Origin of the sequence: Ligilactobacillus murinus DSM 20452 = NBRC 14221, from assembly GCF_001591685.1 — a bacterium.
GTDB lineage: Bacteria > Bacillota > Bacilli > Lactobacillales > Lactobacillaceae > Ligilactobacillus > Ligilactobacillus murinus.
Genome location: NZ_BCVJ01000014.1, coordinates 1 through 18,738, shown reverse-complemented (window position 1 = coordinate 18,738; position 18,738 = coordinate 1). Strand labels below are relative to the sequence as shown.

General features: G+C 41.3%; 17 protein-coding genes. 13 read left to right on the top strand and 4 right to left on the bottom strand.

The window, feature by feature from the left end:
* Position 1 precedes the first annotated feature (1 nt).
* The 4 genes from LMU01S_RS04205 to LMU01S_RS04190 all read right to left on the bottom strand — a co-directional run bounded on the left by LMU01S_RS04205 (position 2) and on the right by LMU01S_RS04190 (position 2,754).
* Positions 2–562 (bottom strand): helix-turn-helix transcriptional regulator, encoded by a 561-nt coding sequence (locus LMU01S_RS04205; RefSeq protein WP_056957933.1) that lies wholly within the window; start codon positions 560–562, stop codon positions 2–4.
* Between the two features lie 124 nt (positions 563–686).
* The gene (cbpA, locus tag LMU01S_RS04200) at positions 687–1,322 is read right to left on the bottom strand and encodes a cyclic di-AMP binding protein CbpA (protein WP_004050070.1); all 636 of its coding nucleotides are present in this window, start codon (positions 1,320–1,322) and stop codon (positions 687–689) included.
* A gap of 156 nt (positions 1,323–1,478) precedes the next feature.
* Positions 1,479–1,694, bottom strand: a complete 216-nt coding sequence (locus LMU01S_RS04195) for a hypothetical protein (RefSeq protein ID WP_056957936.1) — start codon at positions 1,692–1,694, stop codon at positions 1,479–1,481.
* A 97-nt stretch (positions 1,695–1,791) separates the two neighbouring features.
* A complete protein-coding gene (locus LMU01S_RS04190; protein ID WP_056957938.1) occupies positions 1,792–2,754 on the bottom strand; it encodes an L-lactate dehydrogenase in 963 nt (320 codons plus the stop codon).
* A 276-nt stretch (positions 2,755–3,030) separates the two neighbouring features.
* On the opposite strand from LMU01S_RS04190, the gene pth reads away from it, so the two are divergent.
* The 13 genes from pth to LMU01S_RS04120 all read left to right on the top strand — a co-directional run bounded on the left by pth (position 3,031) and on the right by LMU01S_RS04120 (position 18,356).
* A complete protein-coding gene (pth, locus tag LMU01S_RS04180) occupies positions 3,031–3,597 on the top strand; it encodes an aminoacyl-tRNA hydrolase (RefSeq protein WP_056957942.1) in 567 nt (188 codons plus the stop codon).
* 19 nt (positions 3,598–3,616) lie between these two features.
* Entirely contained in the window at positions 3,617–7,150 is a 3,534-nt protein-coding gene (mfd, locus tag LMU01S_RS04175) for a transcription-repair coupling factor (RefSeq protein WP_056957962.1), read from the top strand.
* Positions 7,140–8,729 carry a putative polysaccharide biosynthesis protein gene (locus LMU01S_RS04170; RefSeq protein WP_056957944.1) on the top strand — a complete coding sequence of 530 codons (1,590 nt, stop codon included), beginning with the start codon at positions 7,140–7,142 and terminating at the stop codon, positions 8,727–8,729. Before mfd ends, LMU01S_RS04170 begins: the two co-directional genes overlap by 11 nt.
* Positions 8,726–8,995 carry an RNA-binding S4 domain-containing protein gene (locus LMU01S_RS04165; protein WP_010689766.1) on the top strand — a complete coding sequence of 90 codons (270 nt, stop codon included), beginning with the start codon at positions 8,726–8,728 and terminating at the stop codon, positions 8,993–8,995. The genes LMU01S_RS04170 and LMU01S_RS04165 overlap by 4 nt, the downstream gene beginning before the upstream one ends.
* Before the next feature lie 78 nt (positions 8,996–9,073).
* Positions 9,074–9,481: an FtsB family cell division protein gene (locus LMU01S_RS04160; RefSeq protein WP_056957946.1), complete on the top strand. Its 408-nt coding sequence runs from the start codon at positions 9,074–9,076 to the stop codon at positions 9,479–9,481.
* A 79-nt stretch (positions 9,482–9,560) separates the two neighbouring features.
* Complete coding sequence (locus LMU01S_RS04155) at positions 9,561–10,061, top strand: S1 domain-containing RNA-binding protein (RefSeq protein WP_056957947.1); 501 nt, start codon at positions 9,561–9,563, stop codon at positions 10,059–10,061.
* A gap of 59 nt (positions 10,062–10,120) precedes the next feature.
* Complete coding sequence (gene tilS / locus LMU01S_RS04150) at positions 10,121–11,491, top strand: tRNA lysidine(34) synthetase TilS (protein WP_056957949.1); 1,371 nt, start codon at positions 10,121–10,123, stop codon at positions 11,489–11,491.
* A complete protein-coding gene (gene hpt / locus LMU01S_RS04145) occupies positions 11,484–12,026 on the top strand; it encodes a hypoxanthine phosphoribosyltransferase (protein WP_039936205.1) in 543 nt (180 codons plus the stop codon). The genes tilS and hpt overlap by 8 nt, the downstream gene beginning before the upstream one ends.
* A 79-nt stretch (positions 12,027–12,105) precedes the next feature.
* Positions 12,106–14,226: an ATP-dependent zinc metalloprotease FtsH gene (gene ftsH, locus LMU01S_RS04140; RefSeq protein ID WP_056957952.1), complete on the top strand. Its 2,121-nt coding sequence runs from the start codon at positions 12,106–12,108 to the stop codon at positions 14,224–14,226.
* A gap of 113 nt (positions 14,227–14,339) precedes the next feature.
* Positions 14,340–15,227, top strand: coding sequence for an Hsp33 family molecular chaperone HslO (hslO, locus tag LMU01S_RS04135; RefSeq protein WP_056957954.1), 888 nt, complete (start codon positions 14,340–14,342; stop codon positions 15,225–15,227).
* A 70-nt stretch (positions 15,228–15,297) separates the two neighbouring features.
* Positions 15,298–16,293, top strand: coding sequence for a tRNA dihydrouridine synthase DusB (gene dusB, locus LMU01S_RS04130; RefSeq protein WP_056957956.1), 996 nt, complete (start codon positions 15,298–15,300; stop codon positions 16,291–16,293).
* A 103-nt stretch (positions 16,294–16,396) separates the two neighbouring features.
* A complete protein-coding gene (gene lysS / locus LMU01S_RS04125; RefSeq protein ID WP_004050100.1) occupies positions 16,397–17,893 on the top strand; it encodes a lysine--tRNA ligase in 1,497 nt (498 codons plus the stop codon).
* Between the two features lie 70 nt (positions 17,894–17,963).
* Complete coding sequence (locus tag LMU01S_RS04120; RefSeq protein WP_056957959.1) at positions 17,964–18,356, top strand: GNAT family N-acetyltransferase; 393 nt, start codon at positions 17,964–17,966, stop codon at positions 18,354–18,356.
* Positions 18,357–18,738: the final 382 nt, after the last annotated feature.

Below are 18,738 nucleotides of genomic sequence, written 5' to 3'. Positions count from 1 at the left end.
ACTAACTGCGCTTGTTTCGTCTAAACCAGCTAAAGAAGCCGCGTTTTTTAGGTTTTTTTTCTTCAGTGCTGATCGCATTAGTCGTTTTATAGCTGACACCTTGGGTCGGATATAAGATCTGTTGGGCTTGGCTATTTTCGGGCAATTGGCGTTGAACTTCAGCCGCCGCGATCTTGATGGCATCCGGATCGGTCTCTTGTAAGGCTAACAGATCATTTAACTGTTTAGTGGCAGAAAGGGTCAATTTTTGTTGATGATCGATCAGTTGGTGTAACTCTGCGATCTGGCGGTCTTTTTCCCGTAACTGTTCGTTGATCAATTCGAGCTGCTGTTGTAATTGATCAAGGTGTTTAGCTTCAGTTGCAAGGGTAGTTTTTTTGTTAGTACTTGGTAAAAGTAATTCGCGCCTTGCTTGTTTTAAGGTGTCTTTGCTGTAAAGTTTAGAGCGTCCATTTATTTCAACTGGTTGGATCTGATTGACTTTTAAAAAGCGGTAGATCGTTGACCGACTGACACCGATATTATCGGCAAGCTCTTGAGTCGTATAAAGTTTTTCGGCCAATATGGCTCATTCCTTTCGTTAAGAGGTATAGTTATAAACATTTTAACATACTCACTGGAAGTTGTTACATAACTTTAGCGATAAGAAATATCCCCCCACTTGATGATAAGTAGGGGGATAGGTGTTAAGCTTGTAAGTCTTCGATCTCAGGAACTTTGAAATTCTTACGCTCTAAACTCGCCACGATCCGTTCTAATTTCTCATGTGAAACGTCAGATGGGAGGGTAAATAGTGTACGGCGGACTAATTCGCCTTGTTGCACATCAAGTGTGATACAGCTTGCGATCGAAGTGTATTTGGTGATGATCTTAGCCATATCGACTAGATCACCGCGTTCACCTGAGGAGACAACGGTCAAAACATAGCTACCGACATTGAAATTCCAAGACTGGGTCAACATATCTAACAAACGCGTATGGGTCAAGATACCATAGAAGAAATTATTTTCATCTAAAACCGTAATATATGGAAGGTCTTTGATCGAGAAAAATACATTAAAGAAGGCTGAATCAATTGGGATGAACTTGTTAGCATTCTTTAACAAATGGGTCACGGGTAGGCTCATATCACCTCCACGAGATTTGTGGCGGTAAATATGCATCTTATAGATATTTCCCCGGAAGATCTTACCAGTTTCATCCAAGATCGGTACACAACGATAACCGGAATCTTCGAGCACTGTTAAGGCTTCTTCCAGTGTGATATCTTCTTTAACTGTAACGAGATCTTTTTTAGGCTTGATCAATGTTTTCAGTAGCATAAATAGCTCCTCGGCTTTCATTTTGTTTTCATAATATCCTAATACATAATAACACAAAAAACAAATAATGGAAGTTAAAAATTGAATAAATGTACAAAATTTTGCAAAATGTTCAAGTTCAAGCAAAAAGGCTGGTCAAGACCAGCCTCAAAAAAATCAAACTTGTTTTACTTTCACGACGAGATCGACAAAATCTTTTTTAGGATGGAACTTATCATGCACGATAAAGGTGCTGCTGACAACTTCCCATTGCGTTTGTTCATCGCCGACCATGATAAAGTCACCTTTATGGGGAACAAAAGGTAATTCCGTGACGATCTGACCCGAGCCTTCATTGATCGGGACATCAGCATTTATTTGAGTATTAAACATTTGCACGCCCACCTTTCTAGTCTTAGTTTACCACAGTTTATTGAGTATATAAAAAAACAGTCAAGGTCAAACCCTGACTGTTTAGGAATAAAAGAGATTAGTCTTCTAAACTCTTCAAGCCGTTTGTAAGAACTTCTTTCAAAGTCTTAGCAGATTCTTGCATGTGTTTCAATTCTTTTTCGTTCAAAGGAACTTCAACAACTTGCTTGATACCTTCAGCATTAACAACGGCTGGTGTACCGATGTAGATATCATTCAAGCCATATTGGCCATCTAAGTAAGCTGAAACAGGTAAGACTGTATCTTCGTCACGTAAGATAGCTTTTGAGATACGAGCAAGCGCAGCAGCAACACCGTAGAATGTAGCACCTTTGCGGTTGATGATCTCGTAAGCTTTGTTGCGGACATCGTCTTCCATCTTATCAAGTGTTTCTTGGGAAACGTTGTTAGCTTTAGCCCATTCTAAGAATGGAACCCCACCGATCGTTGCTGATGAGTAAGCAGCAAATTCGGAGTCACCGTGTTCACCCATGATGTATGCGTGCATAGAACGTGGGTCTTTGATACCTGTAAGGTCAGCCATAGCAACACGAAGACGTGCTGTATCCAAGGATGTACCTGAACCTAAAACGCGTTCTGTTGGGAAGCCAGAGAACTTCCATGTAGCGTATGTCAAGATATCAACTGGGTTAGCAGCAACTAAGAAGACACCTTGGAAGCCAGAATCAACGATAGGCTTAACGATAGAAGACAAGATGCGTAAGTTCTTGTTAACAAGGTCAAGGCGAGTTTCACCAGGCTTTTGAGGAGCACCTGCAGTGATAACAACTAAGTCTGCATCTTTGCAGTCAGAGTATTCTGCAGAGTAGATCTTCTTAGGATATGTGTAACCTGTAGCATCGATCAAGTCAAGAGCGTCACCTTCTGTACGTTCTTTAACAACATCCACGATACCAAATTCTTCAGCGATACCTTGTAAAGCCATAGCGTAAGCATAGCTAGAACCAACAGCACCGTCACCGACTAAAATAACTTTTTGATGATTTTGTGTTTTTGACACAGTAATTCATCCTTTCTTAAGTAACTTAATTGATACTCCATAAGTATAACACGTTTTTCAGTAAATGGCGCAAAGATTTCAAGAGTTTGTAAGTTTTTTTCAGTAGAAATCGCAAAGTGTGGTATACTTAGTGAAATTAAATCAATTGTTGGAAGCGTCTTTTTAGGCGCTTCCATGCTAGATGTACGCTTAACTGTGCCTAAGTACGGTTTAAACAGTGTGCATTTTTTTTGGTAATGTAAATTTTTTTATATGTGAAAGGTTTTGAATTTAAAGATGAAATTGATCGTAGGATTAGGTAATATTGGTCGTCAATATGAAAATACCCGTCATAATACAGGCTTTATGATCGTTGATCGCTTTGCAGATGCGAATGGCCTTTCCTTCAATAAGGAAAAATTTGATGCGCAACTAGCTGACGGTATGGTCGGGGGCCAAAAAGTCTTATTGGCTAAACCGACTACCTATATGAATGAATCGGGACGCGCAGTTCGCCAGATCGTAGATTATTATGACTTAGACCTTGATGATGTGATCATCGTTTATGATGATATGGATCTTGATTGTGGTCGGTTACGGTTGCGCCAAAAGGGTTCAGCTGGTGGGCATAACGGGATCAAGAGTCTGATCGCTCATTTAGGTACTCAACAATTCGACCGCTTACGTGTGGGGATCGATCATCCTAAACAAACTAAAGTCGTTGATTGGGTCTTAGGCCGCTTCACTCCAGAACAACGAAAAAATTTTGATCTAGGAGCAGCTGATGCAGTAGCAGCGTTAGAAGAGTGGGTCAAGACTGATGATTTTGCGCAAGTGATGAATAAATTCAACCGTAACAAGTAAGAAAGGATACACCATGAAGATGAAACTAAAGGAAGCTTTTCATAGCCTTCCAGAAGTCAAAGAATGGTCACAAAAAGAAGCAGGACGTCATTTGATCACAGGGCTGACTGGCTCGGCCAAGACGCTTTTTTTAGCTGAGTTGTTCCTAGAAAATGCAGGTCCAAAGTTGATCGTATGTGATGACTTGTATCGAGCCCAACAGTTAGCCGATGATCTTGAAAACCTCTTAGATCCAGCTGATGTCTTGTTGTTTCCAGTCGAAGAGATGCTAGCATCAGAAATGGCAACGAGTTCACCTGAATTTAAAGCGCAACGTGTTTTAGCACTGGAAGCTTTAGCCAAGCAGGAAAAAAAGCTGATCGTGACTTCGATGTCAGGGTTACGGCGCTTTTTACCCCCAGTTGAACTTTGGCAAAAGAGTCAGTTAAAGTTGGTCGTTGGCCAAGACTATGAATTAGCAGACCTGGTGCAGTTGTTAGGCCAAATGGGTTATACGCGTCAAAAGCAAGTTGAACGGCCAGGCGACTTTGCACTACGAGGATCGATCTTAGATATTTTTCCTTTAGATATGTCAGATCCGCTTCGGGCCGATTTTTTTGATACCCAGTTAGATTCGTTGCGGACTTTTGATGTGGCCGATCAGCGTAGTTTGAAAAACATTGAACAAGTGCAGATCTTACCAGCGACTGACCTTATTTTTGATAAGGAACGTTTGGAAAAAGCAGCGTCAGCTTTAGATAAAGCTGTTAAAAAAGCCTCTACTAATTTATCTAAAGAAACAAAAGAACAACTGGATAAGAATTTTTCAGCCAAGATCGATGCTTTTTTAAAGGGGGAATTGAGTGCTAAAGATCTGAGCTTAGTCGAATACATCTATCCTGAAAAGTTAAGTTTATTTGATTATTTAGCCACAAATGGTGAAGTGTTTTTTGATGATTACCCTCGTTTACGTGAAAAAGAAAAAAAACTAGTTCAAGAAGAGCAAAATTGGATCGTTGAGCAGTTGGAAAAACAGCAATTACTTGCTAATGCTGTTTTAGGACACGAATTGAGTTATTTAGAAAAAAAGCTCAAACAGCCTAAAACCTTTTTAGCCGCCTTTCCTAAAGGGATGGGCCGGATGCGTTTTGTGCGGCATTTAGATATCAAAGCCCGCATGGTCCAACAATTCTTTGGTCAAATGCCACTGCTAAAAGCTGAAGCACTCCGTTGGAAAGAAAGTGGCCAAACCGTTGTCTTGCTGGTCGGGACTAAGGAACGTCAAGCAAAGCTCCAGCAGACGTTAGCCGATTTTGGGATCACTTCTTTATTAGGAACAGTCGCTGACATCCAGACTGGTCAAGTGCAGATCGCTTTAGGTCAGTTGAATAGTGGTTTTGAATTGCCTGAATTAAAATTAGTCGTTTTGACCGAACAAGAACTCTTTGCTAAACGTTCGCGCAAACAGCCTAAACGCCAAACGATGAGCAATGCGGAACGTTTGAAGAGCTATACTGACTTGAAGAAAGGCGATTATATCGTTCACGTCAACCATGGGATCGGGCGTTTCATGGGAATGCAAACTTTAGAAGTCGGTGGGAAACACCAAGACTATATGACGATCGTTTATCAAGAGGATGCGCAACTTTTTATCCCGGTTTCCCAGCTCGATCGGATCCAAAAATATGTGTCAGCTGAAGGTAAGACCCCAAAGATCAACAAATTAGGTAGTAACAAATGGGCCAAGACCAAGAGCAAAGTTGCCGCTAAGATCGAAGACATTGCCGATGAACTGGTCGAATTGTATGCAAAACGTGAATCTAATAAGGGCCATGCCTTTCCACCAGATGATAGTTATCAACGCGAATTTGAAGCCGCCTTTCCTTTTTCAGAAACACCTGATCAGTTGCGGAGCGCAAAAGAGATCAAAGCCGATATGCAAAAAGAACGCCCGATGGATCGTTTGTTGATCGGGGATGTGGGATATGGTAAGACTGAAGTTGCTTTACGAGCAGCTTTTAAGGCGATCGAAGACGGAAAACAAGTTGCTTTTTTAGCTCCGACGACCGTTTTGGCACAACAGCATTTTGAAACGATGCAAGCGCGCTTTGAAGGTTTTCCGGTCAACATCGGTGTCTTATCGCGTTTTAGCACCAAAAAACAAGTCGATGAAACTTTGGCTAAGCTAAAAAGTGGTGAATGCGATGCTGTTGTTGGGACCCATCGTTTGTTGTCTAAAGACGTTAAATTTGCTGATCTAGGCTTGTTGATCATTGATGAAGAACAACGCTTCGGGGTCAAACATAAAGAGCGGTTAAAAGAACTCAAGTCAACTGTCGATGTTTTGACACTAACAGCTACTCCGATCCCGCGGACGCTAAATATGTCGATGTTAGGTGTGCGCGATCTCTCAGTGATCGAGACCGCACCGATGAATCGTTATCCGATCCAGACCTATGTGATGGAACAAAATTACGGGGTGATCGTGGATGGGATCAAACGTGAGCTGGCACGCGGTGGGCAAGTGTTTTTCTTGCACAATCGAGTCGATGATATTGAAAAAAAGGTCAACGAGTTACAGAGCTTAGTGCCCGAAGCCAAGATCGCTTATATCCACGGGCAAATGACGGAGACCCAGTTAGAAGGGATCTTGATGGACTTTATCGCAGGCCAATACGATGTGTTAGTGACGACGACGATCATCGAAACTGGAGTCGACATCCCCAATGCCAATACGCTATTTGTGGAAAATGCTGATCGGATGGGCCTAGCTCAGCTTTATCAATTACGTGGCCGGGTCGGACGATCGAATCGTGTGGCTTATGCTTACTTTATGTACGAACCTGATAAAGTTTTAACGGAAGTGAGCGAAAAACGCCTTGAAGCGATCAAAGATTTTACCGAATTAGGTTCAGGCTTTAAGATCGCGATGCGTGACCTCTCGATCCGAGGGGCGGGTAACCTATTAGGGAAACAACAACATGGCTTTATCGATTCGGTCGGCTATGAGCTGTACACGCAGATGTTAAATGAAGCAGTCGCCAAGAAACGTGGCCTTAAGCCTAAGTTGCACACTGATTGTCAGATCGATCTGTCATTAGAAGCTTATCTACCCCAAAGTTACATCGAAGATCCACGCCAAAAGATCGAGCTTTATAAGCGGATCCACCAATTGGAAAATAAAGAACAATATGAAGAGATCAAAGAAGACCTCATTGATCGTTTCGGTGAATATCCAGTTGAAGTAGCTAATTTACTAGAAATTGGGTTGTTGAAATTATATGCTGATCATGCATTGTTAGCCAATATCACCCAAACTAGTGCGTATAAGCTCACCTTGGATCTTGCGCCTGTAGGGGTGAAAAAATTCAATGCACCGATGATGCTCAAAGCCTTGGATGCAGCTGGCTTAGATGCGACCTTTGAAACGACCGCCAAAAAGACTGCTATCAAGTTGACCTTGCAACCAGCACAGCGCTCAGAACTTTTGGCTAAGTTACAAAAATTATGTTTTAATTTAATGGCTGAGATCAACAACATACCACAGATCGAGGGGACTGTAGATGAAAAATGAACAAGTCAAAAAGACGATGAAAGGGGCTTTGATCCTTTCGATCGCATCTTTGATCGCTAAGATCTTAAGTGCGGTCTATCGGATCCCTTTTGAAAATATTGTTGGTAATACTGGTTTTTATGTCTATCAGCAGGTCTATCCGATCTATGGGATCGGCGTTGCTTTTGCCTTGACCGGTTTTCCAGTTTACATTTCTAAATTAGTTGCCGAACAACGCGATGAAGCGACCAAATTGCGCTTAGTTCAACAGATATTTTTGATCTTGTGTGTTTTTTCGGGTGCGATTTTTGTCGGATTGCGGGTATTTGCTCCATTTATTGCACTTTTGATGGGCGATCCACAGCTGGTAGTTTTGATCAAAAGTGTGGCTTGGATGTTTTTGTTCATGCCAATTTTGGCAGTCGGGCGAGGATATTATCAAGGGACGTTTGATATGATTCCAACTGCTATTTCACAGGTGACTGAGCAATTCATGCGAGTCGGGATGATCATCTTAGCGGCATGGGCTTTTACGCTTTTTGACTGGTCCTTATATCAGATGGGAGCCGTTGCGATGTTGGCCTCTAGTGCGGGAGCAGTAGTTGCCTGTTTGAGTTTTATCAAATTTTATGCTAAAAAGTTTTTCAAAAAAACGTCGGCGCCTAAATTCAGTTATCTGTATCTGATCGAAAAACTCTTTAGCGATGGCTTGATCATCTGTTTGTTTGCTTCAACGATGGTCTTGTTGCAGTTGATCGATTCTTTTACGCTTGTCCGTGGCTTACTGCACAACGGGATCCCCGCAGCTGTAGCTAAGGATCTAAAAGGTATCTATGATCGCGCGCAACCATTGCTACAGTTAGGTATGGTCCTTGCGATCGGTTTTTCTTCAACGCTTTTGCCGACATTGAGTCAAGCGTTGCAAAAGCGTAAATACGCCGAATTTCGGCGGATCGCGCAAGTTATGTTGCGTGTCAGTGCGGCGATCTCGGTAGCAGCTTGCTTTGGGATGGTCGTTTTGATGCCACAGATCAACACTTTGTTATTTGGAGATGCTAATTTGAGTGCTGAATTGGCAGTTTATGTAGGCAGCGTGATCTTTATCACTTTGATCGGAACTTATAATTCGATCTTGCAAAGTTTGAATCAATTTTTGATCACGGTGGTCGGTCTGCTGGGAGCTTTAGTTCTAAAATTTATACTAAATATCTGGTTGGTCGGACGGATAAATATCATGGGAGCCAGTGTTGCGACCGTCCTTAGCTTGATCTTTGCGCTAGTCTTTATCCTGCTGTTTAGTCCTGAGATCGTCAAGGGGCTGTTCAACGAAGGGCATTTTTGGATCAAATTAGGCTTAGCGATCACAGTGATGCTTTTCAGTGTACGGATATTTACCATGAGCTATATGCATTTTATCGGAAATGAGCGGAGCGATACGCTCGTCATGTCACTTGGAGGGGCTTTTTTAGGTACATTGGTCTTTTTAGGGTGTGCCTTAGCGTTTAAATTATTTAGTGTTCGCGAATGGCTCATGTTACCAGGGGGCAAAAAGATCTTGAAAGTTTGGCAAAAAATTATCAGAAAAGAGGGAATCTTATGAGATTAGATAAATATTTAAAAGTTTCACGTGTGATCAAACGGCGCAGTGTGGCAAAACAGATCGCTGACCAAGGCCGGATCACGATCAATGACAAAGTTGCTAAATCCGCTAGTGATGTTGTAACAGGTGATACTTTAGTGATCAATTTTGGAAATAAAACGTTGACTTTGAAAGTTTTGGAATTAAAGGATACGACCAAAAAAGATGAGGCTAAAGGCATGTACGAGATCATCAGTGAAGAATATAAGGAAGATTTTAGGCTCTAAATTGAATCTTTATCACCAAGTTTGTTATAATCTTCGTAAATATGTAACGGTTTTGGATGATTTGGTGAGGTCTAACTGATGAAAGAAGATAAGCAAAAGATCAAAGTCATGGATAATGATTTTTATCGGGAAAAAACAGCTGCTAAAAAGCGTATGGTCGCCAAAAATCGGCGTTATCTGCAACACAAAGTTATAATGCGTTTATTTGCCGTGATCGCAGTGGTCGTGACCGTTGGGTGTTTAGTTCAAGTCGGACGTAACTTGTGGCAAGCACATACGGTCAAGCAACAGACGACAACGGCTCAAAAAAAGCTTGATAAGGTAAAAAAAGACAATGCTAGCTTGAAACTGCGGGTAAAGCAGTTGAATGACGATGAATATTTAGAGAAGCTGATCCGTGAGAAATATTATTATTCTCGTGACAATGAAATGATCTATAATTTGCCTGATGATAAGGCAAAAAGTGTCTTAAATTCAGAAAAATAAATTTTTTTGGTTAAACTACTAGTATCATGATATACTTAGGTGTGTTTTATTAGAACTTTCTAGGAGGAAAAATTTTTTTATGTCAATTGAAGTCGGAGAAAAAGTCAACGGCAAAGTATCAGGGATCACTAATTTTGGTGCTTTTGTGGATTTAGGGGATAAAAAAACTGGCTTGGTGCATATCAGTGAAGTTTCAAATAATTTTGTCAAGGATATCCATGATGTGTTGACAGTAGGGGATAAAGTAACAGTCAAAGTGCTTTCAGTCGGTGAAGATGGCAAGATCAGTTTGTCGATCAGAAAAGCAAGCGACAATGTTCAAAAAGATTTTGGGAAAGATACCAAAGAAGAGCGCAACCAACGTGAAGGCGACTTCCGGAACAATGGTAAGGGAAATGATCACAAAAATAACAGTAATGCGGGTAAGGGACGTTCCTTTGCACCTCGCAAAACTGAAAACAAAAAGAAAGACTTCGACTCTTTATTGGCTGGTTTCTTAAAAGAAAGCGATGAACGCTTGACCTCTTTGAAACGAAATACGGAAGGTAAGCGCGGTGGCCGTGGTGGACGCCGTAGCTAATATATAAAAGGACTGTGGCATTTTGTCACGGTCCTTTAGTTCTTTAAGGGAGACATTTTATGCAAGCAATAAAACAGCAGTTTGACCTACAGTGGCAAAATTTAAAGCTCGCAGCTAAAGAAAAGGTCTTAGTGGCGGTCTCGACTGGGGCGGATTCGATGGCATTGTTATGGCTGTTAGCACATTTGCCAGTAGCAATACGTCCGCAGATCAATGTGGCGTATGTCGATCATCAATTACGCGACCAAAGTAAGACTGAGACAGAATTTATTCAGCGATATTGCCAAGAAAAAGGGTATCCGCTTTTTACAAAGACTTGGGCTGTAGCTGACCATCCCCAAACAGGGTTGGAAGAAAAAGCCCGCAAAATGCGGTATGAATTTTTTGAAACAGTACTAAAAAAACAACAGATCAAGTACTTATTGACGGCACATCACAGTGATGATCAAGCTGAGACCTTTTTGATGAAGTTATTGCGTGGGGGCGACCTAGTACAATTGACAGGGATCAAGCGTAGACGTAAATTTGGAGCTCATGCTGAGTTGCTGCGTCCTTTGTTGGGCTTTACCAAAGCTCAATTGTTACATCTGGTCCAAGAACAAAACATCACTTATTTTGAAGATGAGACTAATGAACAAGATGATTACTTGAGAAATCGCTTGCGACATCATGTTATCCCGCAATTAAAGCAAGAAAATCCGCAATTTTTAGCGCATGTGGAAAATTATGCTGCGCAGTTAAGTGAAGTTCTTACTTTAGCCAATGAAACGAGTAAAGAAAAATTAGCTAAATTACAGCAATATGATGGTAGTTATGCCTTAGAGCAATGGCAAGCGTTGACTTTGCCATGGCAAAATCAGCTTTTACGCCAACTTTTTCGGCAGCATAAGTTAGAATTATCGGAAAAAAAAGTAGCTCAAGCCAACCGTTTGCTAAATAACACCACTAAGCCACAAGGACAACTCGATCTGGGACAAGGATATTTTTTGCTCAAAGAATACCAGCATTTCTGGCTCACTGATCATCCTTTGAAGAGCGAAAATTTAAATTTTCAGCAATATCTATTATTAGGCGAGTGGCAATGGATCTCTAATACAGAAAAGGTCGGGCTCTTTTTTTCAAATGCCTACCGCCCAAGACCAGGTGATGAGATCTTAGCTGTGTCTGAAGATGAGGCGCCATTTCTTTTGCGTCATCGGCGGCCAGGTGATCGCATGAAAACTAAGATCGGGACCCAAAAAGTAAAACAGATCTTGATCGATCGAAAAATAGCGAAAACTAAACGTGAGCGTCTGTGGTTAGTTGCAGCCAAGGATGGAAACATTTTATGGATCGTTAAAGTGAAAAAAACTGATTTGTCACCACGGCTCGTAAATGCTAAAATTCATTACATAATAGTTTTGCGAAGAGAGGTAAAAGATGATGAATAACGACATCAAAGAAATTTTATACAGCAAGGAAGATATTCAAGCAGTTGCCCAAAAATTAGGGGCTCAGATCACCGCCGACATGAAGGATAAAAATCCGCTTGTGATCTGCGTTTTAAAGGGTGCGATCTTATTTATGGCCGATATCGTGCGTGAGATCGACACATACTGTGAACTTGATTTTATGGATGTATCTAGCTATGGTGATGCAACTGAATCATCTGGTGAAGTTAAGATCATCAAGGACTTAGACGTTTCGGTCAAAGATCGTCATATTTTGATCGTCGAAGATATCATCGATACCGGTCGCACTTTGGAACGGTTAGTGGAATTGCTCAAGCATCGAAAGGCAGCTTCAGTTAAGATCTGTACTTTATTAGATAAACCTGAGCGTCGGGTGAAATCGGTCGTGCCAGATTATGTTGGTTTTGAAGTGCCAAATGAATTCGTGGTCGGCTATGGTCTAGACTATATCGGACATTACCGTAACTTGCCTTACGTAGGTATTTTGAAACCAGAAGTTTACGAGAACAATTAATAGTCAATATTAGTCAAATATGATATTATTGGTTCGATAGCTTTAAAATTTATGAAATTTACCTAAAAGGAGGAACTCCATGAATAATAACAAAAATGGGCTAGTAAAGAATAGTCTATTTTACATTGTGATCTTCCTTGGCATTATGGGTGCGCTCTATTACTTTGTTGGTAATCGTGGCGGCGCTCAATCACAACAGATTCAATCAAGCCAATTCATTACCGAATTGAAGAAAAACAATGTCAAAGAATTTACAATGCAACCAGCAGGTAGTACCTACCGCATTACAGGTACCTACAAAAAACCAGCTAATGTGGAAAAGACTGGTGGTCTAACCGGTATTGCGGGTACCTCTACTAAAGTGTCGAACTTTACGACCAATGTGTTGACCAATGATACCTTAGTTAAGCAGATCGAAAGCTATGCTACTAAGAATAAAGTCAAATATGGCGCTAAAGAGGAGGAATCCAGCAGTATCTGGGTCCAACTCTTGATCTATGTCTTGCCCCTTGTCTTCTTTATCTTCTTCTTCTACATGATGATGGGACAAGCTGGCCAAGGCGGTGGCAATGGTCGTGGGGTGATGAGCTTTGGTAAGTCTAAAGCTAAGCCAGTTGAAAAGAAGAACAACAAAGTTCGCTTCTCTGATGTAGCTGGGGCCGAAGAAGAAAAGCAAGAATTAGTCGAAGTAGTTGAATTCTTGCGTGATCCACGTAAATTCCTTTCTTTGGGTGCACGGATCCCATCAGGTGTGTTACTCGAAGGACCTCCCGGAACTGGTAAGACTTTGTTAGCCAAAGCGGTCGCAGGTGAAGCAGGAGTACCATTCTTCTCGATCTCTGGTTCTGACTTTGTGGAAATGTTTGTCGGTGTCGGTGCTAGTCGTGTGCGTGATCTGTTTGAAAACGCCAAGAAGAGTGCACCAGCCATTATCTTTATCGATGAGATCGATGCTGTCGGTCGTCGTCGTGGCAATGGTATGGGGGGCGGTCACGATGAACGTGAACAAACCTTGAACCAATTGTTAGTTGAAATGGATGGTTTCGAAGGTGATGAAGGTGTCATCGTGATGGCTGCTACGAACCGTTCTGATGTTTTGGACCCAGCCTTGCTTCGTCCAGGACGTTTTGACCGTAAGATCTTAGTTGGGCGCCCTGATGTTAAGGGCCGTGAAGCGATCTTAAAAGTGCATGCTAAGAACAAGCCACTTGCAAAAGATGTTGATCTTAAGACGATCGCTAAGCAAACACCGGGCTTTGTTGGGGCTGATCTTGAAAACTTGCTCAACGAAGCTGCTTTATTGGCTGCGCGGCGTAACAAAAAAGCGATCGATGCCTCAGATATCGATGAAGCTGAAGATCGTGTGATCGCAGGTCCAGCCAAACGTGATCGCGTCATCAGCAAGAAAGAACGCGAGACCGTGGCTTATCACGAAGCTGGGCATACGATCGTTGGTCTGGTCTTAAACGATGCCCGGGTCGTTCACAAAGTTACGATCGTTCCACGTGGGCGTGCCGGTGGTTATGCGATCATGTTACCAAAAGAAGATCAAATGTTGCTTTCTAAAAAAGACATGCAAGAACAAATTGCTGGCTTGATGGGGGGACGTGCTGCGGAAGAGCTTATCTTTGGACAACAATCCTCGGGGGCTTCCAATGACTTCCAACAAGCAACGCAATTGGCACGTGCAATGGTGACCGAATACGGGATGAGCGATCAATTAGGTCCTGTCCAATATGAAGGTCAAAGTGGCATGTTTGCTGGCGATGCTGTTCCAGGTCAAGCAGCCTTTTCGATCAATACAGCTAATGCGATCGATGAAGAAGTCAAACGCTTATCTGAAGAAGGGATGGCTTTGGCTAAGAAGATCATCGAAGAGCATAAAGAACAGCATGCAGTCATTGCAAAAGCCTTGCTTGAATACGAGACCCTCGATGAAAAGCAAATTTTGAGCTTGTATAAGACAGGTAAGATGCCTGCACAAAATGAAGATGAGTTCCCAAGTGAAAAAGCAACAGCTACAACTTTTGAAGAATCAAAAGAAGCTTTGGAACGTAAGGAAGCTGCTAAACGTGAAAGTAAAGTAGCTGATGAAACAACATCTTTCCCAAGTGAAAAAGCTACAACTGCTGATAAAAATAAAACCACAGTCTTCTATCCAAAAAAGGATAAAAAAGACACAGACTCGGATAAAGATTAGTCTTTGAGCGAGTGGTGGAATAAATTTTAAATAGGAGGAAGTAAGTTGGCCTATGTGCCGCCCGCTTGCTTCCTCCTTGTTTATTGAAAAATATAAAGGAATAGGTGAATTAAATGTCTGATTATTTAGTTAAAAGTTTAGCCTATGATGGGCAATTACGTGCGTATGCGGTCGATGCAACCAAAACGGTTCGTCAAGCACAAGAATATCACGATACTTGGAGTGCGGCTTCGGCAGCTTTAGGCCGCACCTTAGTTGCAACTTTACTGTTATCGGAAGCTTCATTAAAGGGTGAAGGCAAGATGACAGTGAAAATCAATGGGGATGGACCATTGGGGGCGATCGTCGTTGATGGTAACGCTAACGGGACTGTGAAAGGCTATGTCCAACACCCTCATATCCATTTACCATTGAATGATAAGCACAAGATCGATGTTAAAGGTGCAGTCGGAACGACAGGTTTTCTATCAGTTACTAAAGATCTTGGCTTAAAAGAACCATTTACTGGACAAGTACCGCTTGTTTCGGGTGAATTAGGTGAAGATTTTACGTATTACTTGGCTAAGTCCGAACAGATCCCATCAGCCGTTGGATTGTCAGTTTTTGTCAATGATGATAATACTATCCAAACAGCTGGAGGCTTTTTGATCCAAGTTATGCCAGGAGCAACGGATGAAGTTTTGACTAAACTAGAAGAACGTTTAAAAGATCTACCGCTAGTTTCGGAAATGATGCGTGAAGGCTTGACTCCAGAAGATATTTTAGTCAAATTATTTGATGAAGAAAATGTTGAGATCTTGGATAAAAAACCAGTAGCGTATAAATGTGATTGTTCCAAAGACCGTTTTGCAAAAGCAATGGCAAGTTTACCTGAAGCTGATATTGAAGAGATGATCAAAGAAGATCATGGTGCAACTGCTTTATGTCATTTTTGCAATCGAAAATACCATTTTTCCGAAGCTGAATTGCGTGAGATCGTAAAAAATGCAAAAGAAAAGTAGTCGTTTAAATAAAAGTGTGCTATTATCTACAAACGAAGTAAAGAATGATTTTATGAGGTGAAATTGATCCATGGAATGGAAAATTGGAGATATCACGATCCCAAACCAAGTTGTGGTAGCCCCAATGGCTGGGGTGACCAATGTGGCCTTTCGGATGATCTGTAAGGAATTTGGTGCAGGTATGGTCGTATGTGAAATGATCTCAGATAAAGGGATCCATTTCCGCAACAAAAAGACACTTGAGATGTTATTTGTCGATCCAAGTGAACATCCAGCAAGTGTGCAGATCTTTGGGGGAAGCAAGGAAACTTTAGTCGAAGCCGCCCAGTTTGTGGCTGAAAACACCAATACTGATATTATTGATATCAATATGGGTTGCCCGGTGCCTAAGGTCACTAAGACCGATGCTGGGGCAAGATGGTTGCTTGACCCTGATAAAGTATATGAGATGGTCAAAGCAGTTTCATCAGCAGTTGAAAAACCAGTTACCGTAAAAATGCGGACTGGTTGGGATGAGGACCATATTTTAGCAGTCGAAAATGCGTTGGCCGCTCAAGAAGCTGGGGCTAGTGCATTAGCGATGCATGGTCGGACAAGAAAACAACTTTACTCAGGACATGCCGATTGGGAGTTGCTACATGAAGTAGCTAACAAGTTGACAAAGATCCCCTTTATTGGTAATGGGGATGTCCGCACGCCTCAAGATGCTAAGACGATGCTAGATGAAGTTGGAGCCGACGCCGTGATGATCGGGCGGGCAGCTTTAGGTAATCCATGGATCGTTAAGCAAACGACACATTACCTAGAGACTGGTGAATTATTAGAAGAACCAAAACCGGCTGAAAAGATCGCAGTTGCTAAAGAGCATTTGCATCGTTTAGTTGAAGCTAAAGGTGAAGTCGTGGGACCAAAAGAGTTTAGATCACAAGCAGCCTACTATCTTAAAGGGATCCCACGTTCAGCAAGGACTAAAGCTGCTTTGAATTCGGCTGATACAGAACAAGAAATGCAAGCGATCTTTGATAATTTCTTGGCTGACATGATCGCTCAACCAATTCGGCGTTAATTATGACATTTGAGTATGCTATAATTAAAAAATAGTAAAGATGAAACGTGTTCGAAAAGGCACCCCCTTTTCTCACACTCTAAAGAAAGGCGAGGATTTTTAAATGGGTAACCAACAAAACATGAATGACCAATTGCGTGTACGTCGTGAAAAGATGCAAGAATTGCGCGCAGAAGGTATCGATCCCTTTGGTCATCGGTTTGAACGTGATTCAATGAACCAAGACTTGCATGATAAGTATGGTGAAATGGATAAAGATGAATTAAATGGCTTGGAGATCACAGCGACGATCGCTGGACGGATGGTAGCTAAGCGTGGTAAAGGTAAGGTAGGTTTTGCTGATCTACAAGACCGTACTGGCAGAATGCAACTTTATATCCGTAAAGATGAAGTGGGTGAAGATATGTATCATATCTTCAAACGCTCAGATCTGGGTGATTTCTTAGGGATCAAGGGTCACGTTATCAAGACTGATATGGGTGAATTGACGATCAAAGTGACAGAATTGACTTTCTTATCCAAAGCTTTGCGTCCGTTACCAGACAAGTGGCATGGTCTGCAAGATGTAGAACAGATCTATCGTCAACGTTACTTAGATCTGATCTCTAACAAAGAAAGTTACGATCGTTTTGTAAACCGTAGCCGGATCATTTCAGCTATTCGTCGTTATTTAGACGGCGAAGGCTTCTTAGAAGTGGAAACACCAGTGTTACATACACAAGCTGGTGGTGCTGCTGCACGTCCATTTATCACTCACCACAATGCTTTAGATATCGAATTATATCTTCGGATCGCACTAGAATTGCACTTGAAGCGTTTGATCGTTGGTGGGATGGAACGTGTGTATGAGATCGGTCGTGTCTTTAGAAATGAAGGAATCGATACCCGCCATAACCCAGAATTTACAATGCTTGAATCTTATGCGGCATACTTTGATTTTGAAGACGTTATGGATGAAACAGAAGGTATCTTCAAAGCAGCTGCTTCAGTAGTGTCAAATAACAACATCGTGAATTATCAAGGTAAAGATGTTGATTTTGATAAGCCGTTTAAACGCGTGCACATGGTCGATATCATCAAAGAATATACAGGTGTTGATTTCTGGGAAGAAATGACTTTAGAACAAGCTCGGGCTTTAGCAGATGAACATGGTGTTCACTATGAACAATACTGGAAAGTCGGCCACATCATCAACGAATTCTTCGAACAATTCTGTGAAGATAAGATCGTTGACCCAACATTTGTTTACGGTCATCCAGTTGAGATCTCACCGCTAGCTAAGAAGAACGTTAAAGATCCACGTTTCACTGATCGTTTTGAATTGTTTATTTTGGGTAGCGAATATGCGAATGCCTTTACCGAATTAAACGATCCGATCGACCAACGTGAACGTTTTGAAGCACAAGTGGAAGAACGTCAAGCTGGTAACGATGAAGCTGAAGGTATCGATGAAGACTATATTGAAGCCATGGAATATGGTATGCCTCCTACAGGTGGTCTAGGTATTGGGATCGATCGTTTAGTGATGTTGTTGACAGATGCGCCTTCGATCCGTGATGTCTTGTTGTTCCCAACGATGCGTCCGATCGAAAATAACTAAAAATAAGATATTTAATGCTGTGGCTATATAGTCGCAGCATTTTTTGTTGTGCGTAAAAAAGAAAATATTTATGTTCAGAGAATATCGCTTTGGTGATCAAAAACAGATCGCTGAGTTGTTTTATACGACAGTACAGACTGTTAATGCAAAAGACTATTCAAAAGAACAACTAGATGCTTGGATAAATGGTAATACAGAGCCAGCGATTTGGCATCAGCGTTTGTCGAAAAAATATAGTTTAGTAGCAGTTGAATCAGAAAAGATAGCTGGTTTTGGTGAGATAGATCAACATGGGTATCTCGGGCATTTATTTGTTTTACCGGGGTATTTGAGAAAAGGTGTCGCAACTACTTTATGTGAACGCTTGGAAAGTGTAGGTGGTAAATGCATCACAACGCATGCATCACTAACTGCGTATCCATTTTTTGAACAAAGGGGTTATACTGTTATTAAAAAGCAATAAGTTTGGCGGAAAGGGGTATGTCTAGTTAATTTTGTAATGGTGAAAACAATTGATGGTTGAAAGTACAAAAGAATTTTTATAGAAAATCAAAAAAAGTCCTTGACGCTTAAATGTATTCCTTGCTATACTATAAAAGTTGCTGATACAGAGCAGTTAAAAAATATAATTTAAAAATTATGTTGACATTAACTTGTGATACATGATATTATATAAAAGCTGATTTGTTGCAGTAGAAAAAATAAGATAAAAAATTGTTGACATCATTCAATGGTTTTTGTTAAAATTATCTAGTCGTCAAAAAACGACTGAGATAAAAATGAAAAAAGTTGTTGACATGAAATTATCAATATGTTAAAATATTGATGTTGATTGTATCAACCGA